Origin of the sequence: Pseudomonas typographi, assembly GCF_014694385.1 — a bacterium.
Lineage (GTDB): Bacteria > Pseudomonadota > Gammaproteobacteria > Pseudomonadales > Pseudomonadaceae > Aquipseudomonas > Aquipseudomonas typographi.
Map to the genome: position 1 here is coordinate 23619 of NZ_JAAOCA010000008.1, position 14500 is coordinate 38118.

Annotated in this window: 14 protein-coding genes and 1 tRNA gene; 4 read left to right on the forward strand and 11 right to left on the reverse strand. The window is 60.5% G+C overall.

The annotated features are described in order from the left end of the window. Position 1: 1 nt before the first annotated feature. The gene (locus HAQ05_RS07880) at positions 2-1138 is read left to right on the forward strand and encodes a tyrosine-type recombinase/integrase (RefSeq protein ID WP_190419146.1); all 1137 of its coding nucleotides are present in this window, start codon (positions 2-4) and stop codon (positions 1136-1138) included. Positions 1139-1270: 132 nt separating this feature from the next. Here the strand turns inward: HAQ05_RS07880 and HAQ05_RS07885 are convergent. From HAQ05_RS07885 to cysK, 6 genes are all read right to left on the reverse strand, one after another. After that, positions 1271-1347, reverse strand: a tRNA-Val gene (locus HAQ05_RS07885). 61 nt (positions 1348-1408) lie between these two features. After that, positions 1409-2077, reverse strand: a complete 669-nt coding sequence (locus HAQ05_RS07890) for a polysaccharide lyase family 7 protein (protein WP_190419148.1) — start codon at positions 2075-2077, stop codon at positions 1409-1411. A 404-nt stretch (positions 2078-2481) separates the two neighbouring features. Then, positions 2482-3420, reverse strand: a complete 939-nt coding sequence (locus tag HAQ05_RS07895) for an aspartyl/asparaginyl beta-hydroxylase domain-containing protein (protein ID WP_190419150.1) — start codon at positions 3418-3420, stop codon at positions 2482-2484. Between the two features lie 88 nt (positions 3421-3508). After that, complete coding sequence (locus HAQ05_RS07900) at positions 3509-4807, reverse strand: NTP/NDP exchange transporter (RefSeq protein ID WP_190419152.1); 1299 nt, start codon at positions 4805-4807, stop codon at positions 3509-3511. An 11-nt stretch (positions 4808-4818) separates the two neighbouring features. After that, positions 4819-5730: an aldo/keto reductase gene (locus HAQ05_RS07905; RefSeq protein ID WP_190419154.1), complete on the reverse strand. Its 912-nt coding sequence runs from the start codon at positions 5728-5730 to the stop codon at positions 4819-4821. Between the two features lie 21 nt (positions 5731-5751). Next, positions 5752-6723: a cysteine synthase A gene (cysK, locus tag HAQ05_RS07910; RefSeq protein ID WP_190419156.1), complete on the reverse strand. Its 972-nt coding sequence runs from the start codon at positions 6721-6723 to the stop codon at positions 5752-5754. Positions 6724-6849: 126 nt separating this feature from the next. Between cysK and HAQ05_RS07915 the strand changes: the two genes are divergently transcribed. The 3 genes from HAQ05_RS07915 to HAQ05_RS07925 all read left to right on the forward strand — a co-directional run bounded on the left by HAQ05_RS07915 (position 6850) and on the right by HAQ05_RS07925 (position 10061). Further along, positions 6850-7926: a DUF748 domain-containing protein gene (locus HAQ05_RS07915; protein ID WP_190419158.1), complete on the forward strand. Its 1077-nt coding sequence runs from the start codon at positions 6850-6852 to the stop codon at positions 7924-7926. A gap of 97 nt (positions 7927-8023) precedes the next feature. Then, positions 8024-8869 (forward strand): AAA family ATPase, encoded by an 846-nt coding sequence (locus tag HAQ05_RS07920; RefSeq protein WP_190419160.1) that lies wholly within the window; start codon positions 8024-8026, stop codon positions 8867-8869. Between the two features lie 10 nt (positions 8870-8879). Further along, complete coding sequence (locus HAQ05_RS07925) at positions 8880-10061, forward strand: vWA domain-containing protein (RefSeq protein ID WP_190419162.1); 1182 nt, start codon at positions 8880-8882, stop codon at positions 10059-10061. A gap of 48 nt (positions 10062-10109) precedes the next feature. Here the strand turns inward: HAQ05_RS07925 and HAQ05_RS07930 are convergent, their stop codons facing one another. From HAQ05_RS07930 to HAQ05_RS07950, 5 genes are all read right to left on the reverse strand, one after another. Continuing rightward, positions 10110-11591, reverse strand: a complete 1482-nt coding sequence (locus HAQ05_RS07930) for a sigma-54 dependent transcriptional regulator (protein WP_190419164.1) — start codon at positions 11589-11591, stop codon at positions 10110-10112. 172 nt (positions 11592-11763) lie between these two features. Continuing rightward, complete coding sequence (gene fliT, locus HAQ05_RS07935) at positions 11764-12057, reverse strand: flagellar protein FliT (protein WP_190419166.1); 294 nt, start codon at positions 12055-12057, stop codon at positions 11764-11766. Positions 12058-12116: 59 nt separating this feature from the next. Continuing rightward, positions 12117-12530 (reverse strand): flagellar export chaperone FliS, encoded by a 414-nt coding sequence (gene fliS / locus HAQ05_RS07940; protein ID WP_190419168.1) that lies wholly within the window; start codon positions 12528-12530, stop codon positions 12117-12119. A gap of 92 nt (positions 12531-12622) precedes the next feature. Then, positions 12623-14041 (reverse strand): flagellar filament capping protein FliD, encoded by a 1419-nt coding sequence (fliD, locus tag HAQ05_RS07945; protein ID WP_190419170.1) that lies wholly within the window; start codon positions 14039-14041, stop codon positions 12623-12625. A gap of 83 nt (positions 14042-14124) precedes the next feature. Next, on the reverse strand, positions 14125-14478 hold the full coding sequence (locus HAQ05_RS07950; protein ID WP_190419171.1) for a flagellar protein FlaG: 354 nt from the start codon (positions 14476-14478) through the stop codon (positions 14125-14127). Positions 14479-14500: the final 22 nt, after the last annotated feature.

Sequence of the window (14500 nt, forward strand, 5' to 3'; positions counted from 1 at the left end):
TATGTCACCGCGCCCACGCAAACCGACCAATCGGAAGCTGCCGCCGAACCTGTACCCGAACGGCAAGTATTTCCGGTACAAGAACCCCATCACGGGGAAGATGACGAGCATCAACGAGTCGCTGGACCGCGCCATTCACTTGGCCAAGGCCGCCAACGCCAAGCTGGCCCCACTAATGACTGACAACGGGGCCATGCTGGAGACGATCACGGGCGACCGCCTGCCGAACATGAAGCTACTTATTGACCGGTTCGAGGTTGAATGGCTGCCTGAGCGGGGTTATGCGAAGGGCACGCTCGGTGAGATCGGCTACAAGATCGAGCGGTATCGCAAGGACCTGGGCGACCGGCTAGTGGGCCAGATCGATGTAATGGAGGTGGCCAAGTATCTGGATCAGTTCAGCAACAACGCCTACACCAAGCATCGCGGCTTGCTGGTGAACGTCTTCGCCTTCGCGGTAGCAAAAGGTATGGCCGAGCGGAACGTGGCCGAGCTTACCTTAGTGAAGAAGGAAGGCGAGAAGAAGCGCCAGCGGCACACCATGGAGGGGGTTCAAAAGATCCTCGATGCCGAAACCACGCCCGAATGGCTCAAGCGCGCGATCAAGCTGGGTCTGACCAGCCTCCAGCGCCGTGAAGATATCGTGACCTGGAAGAAGTCTGCGGTGGATCTGGAGGCGAACACTATCAAGGTGTCGCCCGGGAAGACTGAAGCCTACGGAAACCCCGTACACCTAAAGATCACCATGGGTAAGGCGCTGCGCGAAGTAGTGATGGAGTGCATGAAGTCTCCGATCCTGTCGCCCTACCTGATCCACTATCGGCCCCGGGCGCGGCGGAAGGAACAGGTGGACGCGAAAGAGCACTGGACGGCTGTCACCCCCGACTATCTATCGAAAGGCTTCCGAAAAGCCAGGGATGAGGCACATGCCTACGACTACCTGCCAGCCCACGAACGACCAACTTTTCACGAGATACGGGCGTTGGGTTCCTGGCTCTATGAGCAGCAGAAATTCTCTACCGACTATGTTCAGGCGCTCATGGGGCACGCAACTCCCGAAATGACCGAGAGGTACCAGGACGGGCACGTAGTGAAGGAAATCCGGTACGTCGAGGTGAAGGCAGATCTGGCAATCTGACGGGCGGTAGGAGACGCGTTGACAGCGTCTGCGCGGTGGGGGTTTTGCAAAAGTTTTGCAAAAGTTTTGCAAAAACAAAAGGGCGACCAGTTGGGATCGCCCTTCAATCGCCCGGAAACCGGGGCTTTAAGCTGGTAGGCACAATTGGACTCGAACCAACGACCCCCACCATGTCAAGGTGGTGCTCTAACCAACTGAGCTATGTGCCTGCTGTGGCGCGGCATTCTACGGCTTTTTCGGGCGCTGTCAACGAGCAGTTGCGCCAGGGGGCTATTGGGTGTGCTGGGCGTTCAGTGAACTGAACAACACCTCGCCCCCTTCGCTGCTGTAACCGGTGTTGTCCTGGGTATACACACCAGCCTTGAAGTACAGCGCTTCACTTTTCCAAGTTGAATTAAGGCGCGTACGGTAGGCCTCGCCATGTGCTCCCACAGACAAATCGCCGGCAGTGCCGAGGTGGATCATGTACTGGAAACGGCTGTTCATCGGTACGTCGTCAGCGACGGTAATTACCTGCGCTTCCGACTGGCTGGGCGAGCGCCGCAGTTTGGCGACGACTTTGCCGGTCTGGCGGCTGTCGCTGTATTGGTACTCGAGCTTTAGCAGCGGCTTGGTGCTTTCATAACAGTGGATTTGCCCGATCACCACCCTGCCCGAAGACGGCACTTTACTCACTTTCACGGTGGCGCGTAGCAGGTTGTTGGCCTGAGTGAATTTCCAGTTGCGCAGGGAGCCATCTTCGAAGGTTTCGCGTAATTCGGTGCGCGGGTATATGGCATTGGCCGTTTTGCTCCCAGTGACGGGTGCCCAGAAAAACAGTTTGCCTTCTTTCGAGTTGAAGTATTTATCGCTGTAACCCGACACCAACCGGGACGTGGCGATCGTTTTCGGAGGGCTGCCAACTGGGATGCTGAGGTTCCAAACCGCGAGGTCGATCATGGGTGAGCGATGCCTTGTATAAGAGCTGTATAAGGTATCCCTTTAAAATGGGGGCGGTCATCCAGATCAAACGAGACAGGTTTTATAGAAGCTGGGCTCAAAATTTAAAAACTATTTTTCATCTCCGAGTAAAAGCCTTTTGCCACCCTGGCAAAAGGCTTTTACGCTCCAGGCCTCTGGCCATCGCGCTTTGCTGGGCAAATACCGTTCGTCGGCAATGCGGTGAGGTTTTCTGAACGGGCACACACATGCCGGGCTAGAGCGCTTTTTTGCGAAGCGTTCACCCCTGCGCCGGGCCACGTATACAGGCCAAGCCGGTAATGAACAGCGATACCAGGCGGTGGGCGCAACTGAGTCGCAGCCATTGGGCAGGCCATAGCCGTGGCGAGGTTGCCCCCGGGGCGTCAGCCGAAAAGCCAATACCCCACAAGGGTGAACACCAGCACGGCCAGCACCGGGCGGGCGATGCGATACCCCTTGGGGTACTTGCGCTTGAACTGCTTGACATGGCCGCTGATGCGGTCGCTGGAGCGCTTGCTCCAAGCGTAGGCCTGGTTGATGCCACCCACGCGCTCGTCGTCGAGGTTCTGCGGGGCCGTGGCACGGCCAAGAAACGCGCTGACGCGGCGGTTGAGGCGGGTTATCAGGCGGTTCGACAACGGCCGCTCGATGTCACAGAACAAAATCACGCGGGTGTGCTCGGTTTCGTTCTTTACCCAATGCACGAACGTCTCGTCGAACATGACGTCTTCACCGTCGCGCCAGGCATAGGCCTGGCCGTCCACATAGATACGGCAGGCATCTGAGTTCGGTGTGCTCAGGCCCAGGTGGTAGCGCAACGAACCGGCGAATGGGTCGCGATGTGGGTTCAGGTGGCTGCCACCGGGCAACAAGGCGAACATCGCGCCCTTCACATTGGGAATCGAGTTCACCAGCTCGACGGTTTTCGGGCATAGGGCCTCGGCGGAAGGCAGCGCCTTGTCATACCACTTCAGGTAAAAACGCTTCCATCCCTTCTTGAAAAACGAACCGAAACCAGCATCGTTGTTTTTTTCCGCGGCGCGAATATAGCCTTCGTCGAACAAATGCATGGCTTCTTCACGAATCACTTGCCAGTTGTTCTTGAGCACGTCGAGTTCGGGAAAGCGCGCGCGGTCCAGGTAAGGCTTGGATGGCACCCCGGAAAACACATACATCAGGGTGTTATAAGGCGCGAACAACGCCGAATGGTTGACGAATTGACGCAAAACCGGCAAGCGTGCCTTACCGCGCAAGTGCACGTACAGGATGCTGCCGACGAACAGCAACAGCACCAGGGCCTTGGCGGCGAACGAGAGGGTCATGCGGGGCTCCTCCAAATGGGCAGTGCGGCATCATAAACCTGAAACGCCCTCGCCAAAACCTGCCATTGAGCACTGCAATTGCTCCAGCTCATGGTTTTTCCTCTTCTTGGTCCAAAGCCGCGCCCCCTGGCCCGCCAAGGTACCAGCCCAGCACTGCCCAAAGGGCGGCGCACCCAGCACCGATCAATGCCACCAGCCAGGCGCCCTCGCCAAGCGAGTCGAGTAGCGTCTTGGCCCAACCGCTGAGCGCATCGCCGGCGCGGTATACCACGGTATCGATGAAGTTCTTGGCCTTGTATTTGGTCTGTGCATTCAACGGCGCGAAGAGCATTTCCCGCCCCGGGCGGATGAACGCATACTCGCCGATGCGGCGCACGATCATCAAGCCGGCCAGCATGCCGAACGTGGGCAGCAGCGCAAGGCCGATAAAACCTACGCACATCACCACGGGCACCCCTGCCAGCAATATCCGCGGCCCCAGCCGCTGGGCGAGGCGGCCAGTGAGGAACAACTGCGAGAGCAGCGCACCGGCCTGCACGATCACATCGAGCACACCGAACACACGCACTTGTTGGTCACGGCTGGCGAAGCGCTCGGCGACCACCCTGGCCTGCTCGAAATACAAGAACGTGCTTACGCTGGCCAGCAACACCACGAACGCGCACATCGCCAGCAAATACGGCGAAGCCAACACGGTGGCCACACCACTGAACGGGTTGCCTGCCACCGGCTGCCGGGGGCTCTGCGCCGGCGCAGCGCCAGGCCGCCCTGCCCCGCCGGTTTCGCGCCAGCGCATCAGATACTGTTTAAGCCACAACGCCAACCCCAATAGCACGGCACTGCCCAGCGCCAGCCCGCTGGCATCGAGCAGGCCCACCAGCGCTGTGCTCAAGGCCGGCCCGCACAAACCGCCCACACTGGCGCCGGCGGCGATGAAGGCAAACAACCGGCGGGCCTGGGCGGCGTCGAACACATCGGCCATCAAGCTCCAGGCCACCGACACCACGAACAGGTTGTACACCGAAACCCATACGTAAAATGTGCGCGCCAACGTCACATCGCCGCCACGCCAGGCGAATAGGGCGGCGAACCCCACCAGGTTCAGGCAGAAGAACCCGTAGGCCCAGTCGATGAAGCGCAAGCGCGGCACCACCGAATTGAGCCAAGCGAACAGCGGCACCGCCACCAGCATGGCGACGAAAGTGGCGGTGAACAGCCACTGCAGGTTCTGCACCCCCGCCTGCACGCCCATGGCCTCGCGAACCGGGCGCAGCATGAAGTACCCGCTGAACAGGCAGAAAAACAACGTGAAGCCGGCCAGTGCCGGGGTGAGCTCTTCGCTGCGGGCGCCCATCGCACGCGCCAGGCGAGTAGCAATAACCGCCATGGCCGGGCCCCTCAGGCGAACACCTGGACGATGCGCGCACGCTGGGCGGCATCGGGCAACGCCCCCTGCCCAGCCAGCAGGTTGTCGAGCATGTAGCGAGGGTTCGAAGTGGCCGGAATCACTACCGTCACCGCCGGGTTAGCCAGCACGAACTTAAGCATCAACTGGGCCCACGAACTGGCTTGCAGCTCAACCTGGGCCCACGCGGGCACCGGCTGGCCCTGCACCTTAGGGAACAGGCGCCCGGCGCCGAACGGGCGGTTGGCGAGCACGGCGATGCCTTTGTCGGCGCACAACGGCAACAGGCGCTTCTCGGCATTGCGCTCGCTCACCGAGTAATTGAACTGCACGAAATCCACCGGCTCCTGGCGCAGCAGCTCGGCCAGCCTGTCCTGGGCCGACTCCAGGTAATGGGTGACGCCGATGTATCGGACCCGCCCCGCGGCCTTCAACGCACGCAAGGTCGCCAGGTGGGTTGCCGTATCGACAAGGTTGTGCACTTGGACCAGGTCGATGCGCTCGGTTTGCAGCGCCTCGAAGCTAGCCTCGATTTGCCTCGCGCCAGCCTCCTGCCCACTGGCGGACACTTTGGTCGCTAGGAATACCCGGTCGCGCAGCCCAGCGCTGTGCACCAATTCGCCGCTGGCCGCTTCGGCCTGGCCGTAGCTGGGGGCGGTGTCGATCAGCCGCGCGCCACCACCGACGAAGGCTTGCATCACCTCCCGCAGCGGTGCCATGGCCGGGCCATCGTTGGGGTTCACATCGAAGGTTCGCGAAGTACCCAGGCCGATGATCGGCAGGCGCTCGCCGCTGGTCGGTATCGGCCGCTGGATCAATTCGGCCCCCCAAGCCGCGCGCGATAACAAAGGGTGGAGGGCGGCCGTGGCGGTAGCCATCTGGATAAGCTGGCGGCGGGTGGGCATCACGGGCCTCGCGGGGTCAATTCAGGGCTGAAGCTCCTGCTCGGTGAACAGGTCGGCGAATAGCATACTGCTCAGGTAACGCTCGCCGGAATCCGGCAGGATCACCACCAGGGTCTTGCCCTGCATCTCAGGTTTTTCCGCCAGGCGCACCGCGGCGGCCATGGCCGCGCCGCAGGAGATGCCGCATAGAATGCCCTCTTCGCGCATCAACCGCAGGGCCATGCTCTTCGCATCCTCATCAGTCACTTGCTCGACACGGTCGACCAGCGACAAGTCGAGGTTTTTCGGTACGAAGCCGGCCCCGATGCCCTGGATTTTATGTGGGGCGGGCTTGACCTCAAGCCCCGCCAAGGTTTGGCTGATCACCGGCGAGCCCACCGGTTCCACCGCCACCGACACGATCGACTTGCCGCAGGTGTGCTTGATATAGCGCGACACCCCAGTGATCGTGCCGCCGGTGCCGACACCGGCGACCAGCACATCCACCGCGCCGTCGGTGTCCCGCCAGATTTCCGGGCCCGTGGTTTTCTCGTGGATGGCCGGGTTGGCCGGGTTGTCGAATTGGCCCGGCAAGAAGTACCGCTCGCTGTCACGGGCCAACTCCTCGGCCTTTTCGATCGCGCCCTTCATGCCCTTGGCAGGCTCGGTCAGCACCAACTCCGCACCCAACGCCTTGAGCACCTGGCGCCGCTCCAGGCTCATCGAAGCGGGCATGGTCAGCACCAGTTTATAACCACGGGCGGCAGCTACGAACGCCAAGCCAATGCCGGTGTTGCCCGAAGTGGGCTCGACGATGGTCATGCCAGGCTTGAGGCGGCCGCTGCTTTCGGCGTCCCAGATCATGTTCGCGCCGATCCGGCACTTGACCGAATACCCAGGGTTACGCCCCTCTATCTTGGCCAGAATGGTGACGCCACGTGGCGCGATGCGGTTGATCTGCACCAATGGGGTATTGCCGATGGAGTGGGCGTTGTCGGCATAGATGCGGCTCATGAAGAGGTCCTTGTGCGTTGTGCGGTTCGTTGCAAAAGGGTAAGCCCGCGCCGAGCCGGGCGTCCAGTGGTCGAACGTCTGACACGCCGCGTAGTCCATCTATCCATATAACCTGGAAGCTCGCCGATGAAACGTCGCTATAGCTGGCCGTTGTGGACCCTCGCCCTGATCGTCGTGTTACTGGTCGTGCTGCACCTGACATTGCCTATACTGGTGCGTAACTATCTCAACGATAAACTCGCCGACATGGGCGCCTACTCCGGCCATGTCACCGACGTAGACCTCGCGCTGTGGCGTGGGGCCTACCGCATCAATGGGCTGAAGATCGTCAAGCGCGACGGCCAGGTACCCGTGCCGCTGCTCGATGTGCCGATGATCGACCTTTCGGTAAGCTGGCACTCGCTGTGGTACGACCATGCCGTGGTGGCGGAAGTCACCTTCGCCAGCCCGGTGCTGAATTTCGTCGACGGCGGCAAGAACAACGAAAAGGACAGCCAAACCGGTGAAGGCACCGACTGGCGGGCGCAGATGGACAAGCTGGTGCCCTTTACCCTCAACGAGGTTCGGGTGAACAACGGCACCATCGCCTTTCGTAACTTTCACTCCAAACCGCCGGTGGACCTGAAAGCCACCGAGATCAACGCCAGCCTGTTCAACCTGACCAACGTGGAGAACCCCAAAGGCTCGCGCGATGCGCGCTTCGAAGGCAACGCGAAGTTGTTCGGGCCCGCAGCCTTGGATGCCCGCGCCACCTTCGACCCGATGAATAATTTCGAAGACTTCGACTTCCGCCTGCGTGTCACCGGTGTCGAGTTGCGCCGGCTCAACGATTTCGCCAGCGCCTATGGCAAATTCGACTTCAACGCAGGCTCCGGCGATGTGGTGGTCGAAGCCCAGGCGCGCAAGGGCATGCTCACCGGTTACATCAAGCCCCTGTTGCACGATGTGGACGTATTCAACTGGCAGCAAGACGTCGAGGACCGTGACAAAAGCTGGTTCCGCTCGGTTTGGGAAGCGTTGGTCGGCGGCTCGGAAACCCTGCTGAAAAACCAGCGCAAAAACCAGTTCGCCACCCGCGTAGACCTGTCTGGCAGCGTGCACCAGCAAAACATCAGTGCGTTCGAAGCGGTTCTACAAATATTGCGCAATGGTTTTGTCCAAGCCTTCAATGCACGCTACGAGCAGGCACCGCCGCAACCGTGACGGGCGTGCAGCTTGGCCAGGCCACCAGGCGGCGCTGAAATCCCCCCCGGCAGGGGTTATCATCGCAGCCATTACCGGTACCGCATGAGGACGAGCAATGAAATTCGAAGGCACCCCAGCCTACGTCGCCACCGATGATCTGAAGCTTGCGGTAAACGCGGCCATCACTTTGCAACGGCCGCTGTTGGTCAAGGGTGAACCGGGCACCGGCAAAACCCTGTTGGCCGAGCAGTTGGCCCAGGCCCTTGGCACCCGGCTGATCACATGGCACATCAAATCAACCACTAAGGCCCACCAGGGCCTGTACGAGTACGACGCGGTAAGCCGCCTGCGTGACTCGCAGCTGGGCATAGAGCGCGTGCACGACGTGCGCAACTACCTCAAAAAAGGCAAGCTGTGGGAAGCATTCGAAGCCCCAGAGCGCGTGGTGCTGTTGATCGATGAGATCGACAAGGCCGATATCGAATTCCCCAACGACCTGTTGCAGGAGCTCGACCGCATGGAGTTCTACGTCTACGAAACCGACGAGACCGTGCGCGCGCGCCACCGGCCGATCATCATCATTACCTCGAACAACGAGAAGGAACTACCGGACGCATTCCTGCGCCGGTGTTTTTTCCATTACATCGCGTTCCCCGACCGCAGCACCCTGCAAAAAATCGTCGACGTGCATTTTCCGGGCATCAAGGCCACGCTGGTCAGCGAGGCGCTGGACGTATTCTTTGACGTGCGCAAGGTGCCGGGGCTCAAGAAAAAGCCTTCCACCTCCGAACTGGTGGATTGGCTCAAGCTGCTGATGGCCGATGACATCGGCGAGGCCGTGTTGCGCGAACGCGACCCAACCAAAGCCATTCCCCCGCTGGCAGGTGCCCTGGTGAAGAACGAGCAGGATGTACAGTTGCTCGAACGCTTGGCCTTCATGAGCCGGCGTGGCAACCGCTGAGGGTGTGCCCATGTTGCTGACCCTGTTCAACGAAATGCGCGTGGCCAAGGTGCCCGTATCCCTGCGCGAGCTGCTCGATTTGGTCGAAGCCCTGCAGCAGCATGTAACATTCGCCGACATGGACGAATTCTACTACCTGGCCCGGGCCATTCTGGTCAAGGACGAGCGCCACTTCGACAAGTTCGACCGCGCCTTCGGCGCCTACTTCGACGGCCTCGAACAACTCGATGAGCACCTCCAGGCGCTGATCCCCGAAGACTGGCTACGCCAGGAGTTCGAACGTGCCCTCAGCGCTGAAGAGCGGGCACGCATTCAAACCCTCGGTGGCCTCGAGGCACTTATCGACGTGTTCAAACAACGCCTGCAAGAGCAAAAAGGCCGCCATGCCGGTGGCAACAAGTGGATTGGCACCGGCGGCACCAGCCCATTCGGCTCCGGCGGCTTCAACCCAGAAGGCATGCGCCTGGGCGATGCCGGTAAACGCCAGGGCAAGGCCGTGAAGGTGTGGGAGCAACGCGACTACAAGAACCTTGACGATCACGTTGAGCTGGGCACGCGCAACATGAAAATCGCCTTGCGTCGCCTGCGCAAGTTCGCCCGCCAAGGGGCAGCCGACGAGTTCGACATCGACGGCACCATCGACCACACCGCCCGTGATGGGGGCCTGCTTAATATCCAAATGCGCCCCGAGCGGCGCAACCGGGTCAAATTGCTGCTATTGCTCGATATCGGCGGCTCGATGGACGCCCACGTAAAAGTCTGTGAGGAATTGTTCTCGGCGTGCAAAACCGAGTTCAAGCACCTGGAATACTTTTACTTTCACAATTTCATCTATGAGTCGGTGTGGACCAACAATTTACGCCGCAGCACTGAGCGCACGGCGACCTTCGACGTGCTGCGCACCTATGGCGATGACTACAAGGTGGTATTCGTCGGCGACGCGGCCATGGCGCCTTACGAAATCACCCACCCCGGCGGCAGCGTCGAACACTGGAACGAGGAATCCGGCTACGTGTGGATGCAGCGCTTCATGGGCAAGTTCCGCAAGCTTATCTGGATCAACCCCTACCCCAAGGACGCCTGGCACTATACGGCGTCTACCGGGTTGGTCAGGGAATTGGTGGGTAACAACATGTACCCGCTCAGCGTGGCCGGGCTTGAGGAAGGGATGAAGTACCTGGCGCGGGCGTAACGGCCCAGCCGCACCGGGCTGGGCTTCGAGCTACGGTGAGGCTGGCGGTCAGTCCTCGCCGAGTTCGTCCCCTTCCCCGCCCTGGCGGCTCATGCCATATTTGCGCATTTTTTCCACCAAGGTGGTGCGGCGGATGCGCAAGCGTTCGGCGGCGCGGGCCACCACGCCATTGGCATCGTCCAACGCCTGTTGGATCAAGCCTTGTTCCAGGCCGCCCAGGTAATCTTTGAGGTCCAGCCCCTCGGGCGGCAACATTGCGCTGGAGGCGAAATCTGGCGCATGGCCGTTGATCGCCACGCGCTCTTCCAGGTCGCTGCGCAGGCTGTCGACCAGTTGCTCGTCTTCGTCGTCTACATAGCGGAATTTCTTCGGCAACTCCGACACGCCAATCACCCCATAGGGGTGCATGATCGCCATACGCTCAACCAGGTTGGCCAGCTCACGCACGTTGCCGGGCCAGCCGTGGCGACACAGGGACATGATCGCCGCGGAGTTGAAGCGGATCGAACCGCGCTTCTCGTGCTCCATCCTCGAGATGAGTTCGTTCATCAGCAGGGGGATGTCTTCGACGCGTTCGCGCAGCGGCGCCATCTCGATGGGGAACACATTCAAGCGATAGTAGAGGTCTTCGCGAAAGGTCCCGACTTCGATCATGCTTTCAAGGTTTTTGTGGGTCGCGGCGATGATGCGCACATCGATGCTCTGGGTTTTGTTGCTACCCACCCGCTCGAAGGTACGCTCCTGCAGCACACGCAGCAATTTGACCTGCATCGGCAACGGCATGTCGCCGATTTCATCGAGAAACAGGGTGCCGCCATTGGCCAGTTCGAAACGCCCGGCACGGCTGGTGATCGCCCCGGTGAAGGCGCCTTTCTCATGGCCGAACAGCTCGCTTTCGAGCAATTCGGCAGGTATCGCCCCGCAGTTGACCGGCACGAACGGTGCCTCGCGGCGCTTGGAATGATAATGCAGATTACGCGCGACCACCTCTTTGCCGGTACCGGATTCACCCAGAATCAGCACGCTGGCGTCGGTGTCGGCCACCTGTTGCATCATCTGCCGTATATGCTGGATGGCGCGGCTGGTGCCGACCAGGCTGCGGAACAGGTTGGGCTCACGTTGGCGGCCCCGCTCCCGGGCTTGGTCGTACATTTCGCGGTACACCTGGGCACGGTGCAACGAATCGAGCAGCTTGCTATAGCTGGGCGGCATCTCAAGGTTCGACAATACACGCCGGCGCAAGTCGTCAGGCAGGTCAGGCAGGCTGGTATCACCCAACAGCAGCACCGGCAGGTATTGATCCCAGGCCGACAAGGTTTTCAGCAAACCCAGCAGATGGCCTGGTGTGTTCACAGTGCCGACCAACACGCAAAGGACTTCACGGCTGGAGGCCAGCGAATCGACCACGGCCTGCCAATCGGCGCTGGCACAGGGTAGGTTGTCCTCACCGAGGAAATTCAGGATGACCGCCAAGTCACGGCGGCGCACGCTATCGTCATCGATCAGCAGAATCTTGGTTTCACGCCACATGCAATAGCAACTTCCCTAGTCAACCAGATGCCCTTCGGGCGCGTGAGAGATGAAGTGGTATTGTATCGCCATCCCTGCGCCGAATGTGAACTTCGTCACTAGTAAAGTCAAAAATACCGCTACAGTCAAATTTATGGCGCAACATTTCTATCACCGCTTGCAGCTTCGGCCGTTAGCGGAAAAGCCGGTAAACCTTGGCGGCGTTGCTGGCTTGTTTGACGTGGCGGATCTCGCTGGCGGTGTCGTCGCGCACCTGGCGGGTGGCGCTGAGCAACTGCCGGTAAACACCCATCAGCGCTTCAAGGTTTTCGCGCAGGCCGGCGTGGTCGGCGCTGGTCTCAACGAGTACCGACTCGACGCAGGCGCGGCATTCCAGGTCGAGCCGGCCGATGGCGTCCCAGTCTTGCAAGGCCAACGCATCCACCAGCGCATAGCGTGTGGCTTCGATTTTCTGCAATGCGCTCATGGTGCCCTCCACGGGCGGCGATACGGGCGAATGGTACATGGCGACCTCGTTGGAAAACGTTATGGCGTCTTGGCCAGGGCTTGGGCGGCCAACTGCGGATCGATGCTGTCCCAACCTTGCTTGAGGGTGCCGAGCAAGCGGCTGGTTTCATCAAGGATGCGCACATCGTTGCTACGGTTGGCTTCGACCAGGCGGCGGCTGATGTAGTCGTACAGCCGGGCGTAGTTCTGCGCGATATCACCGCCCCGCTGGAAATCCAACCCTTCGCGCAGCCCACTGATGATCGCCACGGCCTTGCCGATCAGCACACCCTTGTCAGCCAACTCCCCACGCTCCATCTTGCCGCGGGCCTGGGCGATACGGTTGAGGCCACCGTCCATCAGCATTTGAATCAAACGGTGGGGCGATGCATCCTCAAGGGCTGCTTGGGTGTTCACGTTTCGGTATTGGCGAAGCGCGGCCATGCGATTCATCGAAGGCTTTCCTCATCAGTGGTCAGCGGCTGCTGTTACCTTTATATCGGCGCGCAGCGCTGTTCCTTTAACGCCCCGCGCACCGGCGCAGGTCAATCGTCCGAGCTGTTGTTGAGGGCGTCGAGCGTCGTCAATACGCTGCTGCTGGTCGCGTTCAACTGTGCCACCAAGGTATCCATCGCGTTGTATTTGGCATACAAGGTGGTTTCCAGTTTATCCATACGCCGGTCAAGGGTGTCTTGCTGGTCCGAGAGGCTCGACAAGGTATCGTTGAGCGTATCTTCGCGCTGGTCGAGCAGGCCGTTGGTTTGGGTATAGATGTCCATCGAATCGGACATGCGGGTAAGCAAGCTGCCGGTACCGGTGAAAAAGCCGGCCACCGATGAGGCATTGGTTTCCAAGGCCGTCGTAAGCTTGTCATCATCGACCGCCAAGGTGCCGTCGCTCTGGGTAGACACACCCAATTGGGACAGAATGGAGATCGTGCCACCATTGGTGGACGAACTCACCAGTTGGTTGCGCAGCGTCGACAGAATCGTGCGGGTGGTGGCATCACTGGTCAACGCCGCAGCCGTGGTCGTGGTGGCACCGTCATCATCGGTGCTGCTGGTAACCGAGGTCAGCGATTTGATTGATGTAACCAACGTGTTGTAGGCGTCGACGAAGCTTTGCACCGAAGTTTTCAGGCCGTCGGTGTTGGTATCGACGGTCAGGGTCGATTTGCCCGTATCGACCAGCGTAAACGAAACGCCTTCGATCGCGCTGTCGATGGTATTGCTGGCACTGCTCATGGTCAGGCCGTCGATCGTGTAGGACGCATTGGCCGACTGGATAACGTAACCACCCGTGGTGGACGTGGCCGCGGCGCTCGGGTCGATGCTGAGCTTGGCCAGGTCCGAATCCGTCAGCGACGAACCGCTGTTGCCGTCGCTGTCGGTCACCGTCATGGTGATGTCGTTGCCCGAGCCGGTGGTGGTCGACGACAGCACCAGGCGCTGGCCGGAGTCGTCCGAGATGATCGAGGCCGTGACGCCGCTGTCTTTGAGCGCGGTATTGAGGCTGTCCTTGATGGTCGACAGGCTGGCGCCGGCCGCCACGCTAACGCTCACCGGCGTGCCGCTGCCCACGCTGACCTTCAACGTGCTGGCCGAAAACGTGGTGCCGGAGGTGATGTACGCCGAAGACACTTTGGAGGCAGCCGCCAGGCTGGTGGTGTTGATCGTATAGGTGCCACTGGTCGCACCGGTGCCCAGCGTGGTGGTGAGTTTGGTCGTGTCCGACGAACTGGCGGCCAAGCCGGTGAAAGAATCGCTGGTATTGAGGTCGGCCAGGGCAGTTTGGAACGTATCCAGCGCGCTTTTGAGGGTACCGATGGCCGAGAGCTTGGTGGTCGCCTCGGTCTTGGCGGTATCAATTTGGTTTTGCTTTGGCGTTTTCGAGGCCGAAACCATGGAAGACACGATTGAGTCGATGTCGATGCCCGACCCGACGCCATTAACCGATGTAGACATGCAGTGTCACTCCCACAAAATTCTGGCGCGGTGCGCCACCCAATGGCGAATGCGGACCTTACTTGCAACGTCCGCGCCATCAATTAGGCCCAATCGTTGAATAGCAAGCTGTCGCCGTCTTTCAGGCTTTGGGCAAGCTTCAGCGCCACTTCCGACGGCATCTGCCGAACCACTTCGCCGGTTTGCGTGGCGATCACCTTGACCACCGTTTCACCGGTGCCCTCGTCGACCGAGAACTCAAGGTTGCGTTGGTTGGCGGCCACATAAGCCTGCAGGCTACCGATCGCTTCATCCAGGGAAGGGTCACGGCTGTCGTTATCGGCCTTTTTCCGGGCCGACAGCTCGGAGGTCACCGCCTGCTGGGTAACGGTCGTGCCTGCCGTGCTGGCCTGGGCCGTGGCGACGGCGGCTTGCATCACATTGAGATTGATATCCATCGTTCAAACCTCTTTTGCGAAC

Bases quoted from the DNA above. Each gene is read 5' to 3' on its own strand.
- HAQ05_RS07915 (WP_190419158.1), top strand. From the start codon at position 6,850: ATGAAACGTCGCTATAGCTGGCCGTTGTGGACCCTCGCCCTGATCGTC.
- HAQ05_RS07950 (WP_190419171.1), bottom strand. From the start codon at position 14,478: ATGGATATCAATCTCAATGTGATGCAAGCCGCCGTCGCCACGGCCCAG.
- HAQ05_RS07920 (WP_190419160.1), top strand. From the start codon at position 8,024: ATGAAATTCGAAGGCACCCCAGCCTACGTCGCCACCGATGATCTGAAG.
- fliT (WP_190419166.1), bottom strand. From the start codon at position 12,057: ATGAGCGCATTGCAGAAAATCGAAGCCACACGCTATGCGCTGGTGGAT.
- HAQ05_RS07930 (WP_190419164.1), bottom strand. From the start codon at position 11,591: ATGTGGCGTGAAACCAAGATTCTGCTGATCGATGACGATAGCGTGCGC.
- HAQ05_RS07895 (WP_190419150.1), bottom strand. From the start codon at position 3,420: ATGACCCTCTCGTTCGCCGCCAAGGCCCTGGTGCTGTTGCTGTTCGTC.
- fliS (WP_190419168.1), bottom strand. From the start codon at position 12,530: ATGAATCGCATGGCCGCGCTTCGCCAATACCGAAACGTGAACACCCAA.
- cysK (WP_190419156.1), bottom strand. From the start codon at position 6,723: ATGAGCCGCATCTATGCCGACAACGCCCACTCCATCGGCAATACCCCA.
- fliD (WP_190419170.1), bottom strand. From the start codon at position 14,041: ATGTCTACATCGGTTAATGGCGTCGGGTCGGGCATCGACATCGACTCA.
- HAQ05_RS07905 (WP_190419154.1), bottom strand. From the start codon at position 5,730: ATGCCCACCCGCCGCCAGCTTATCCAGATGGCTACCGCCACGGCCGCC.
- HAQ05_RS07925 (WP_190419162.1), top strand. From the start codon at position 8,880: ATGTTGCTGACCCTGTTCAACGAAATGCGCGTGGCCAAGGTGCCCGTA.
- HAQ05_RS07900 (WP_190419152.1), bottom strand. From the start codon at position 4,807: ATGGCGGTTATTGCTACTCGCCTGGCGCGTGCGATGGGCGCCCGCAGC.
- HAQ05_RS07880 (WP_190419146.1), top strand. From the start codon at position 2: ATGTCACCGCGCCCACGCAAACCGACCAATCGGAAGCTGCCGCCGAAC.
- HAQ05_RS07890 (WP_190419148.1), bottom strand. From the start codon at position 2,077: ATGATCGACCTCGCGGTTTGGAACCTCAGCATCCCAGTTGGCAGCCCT.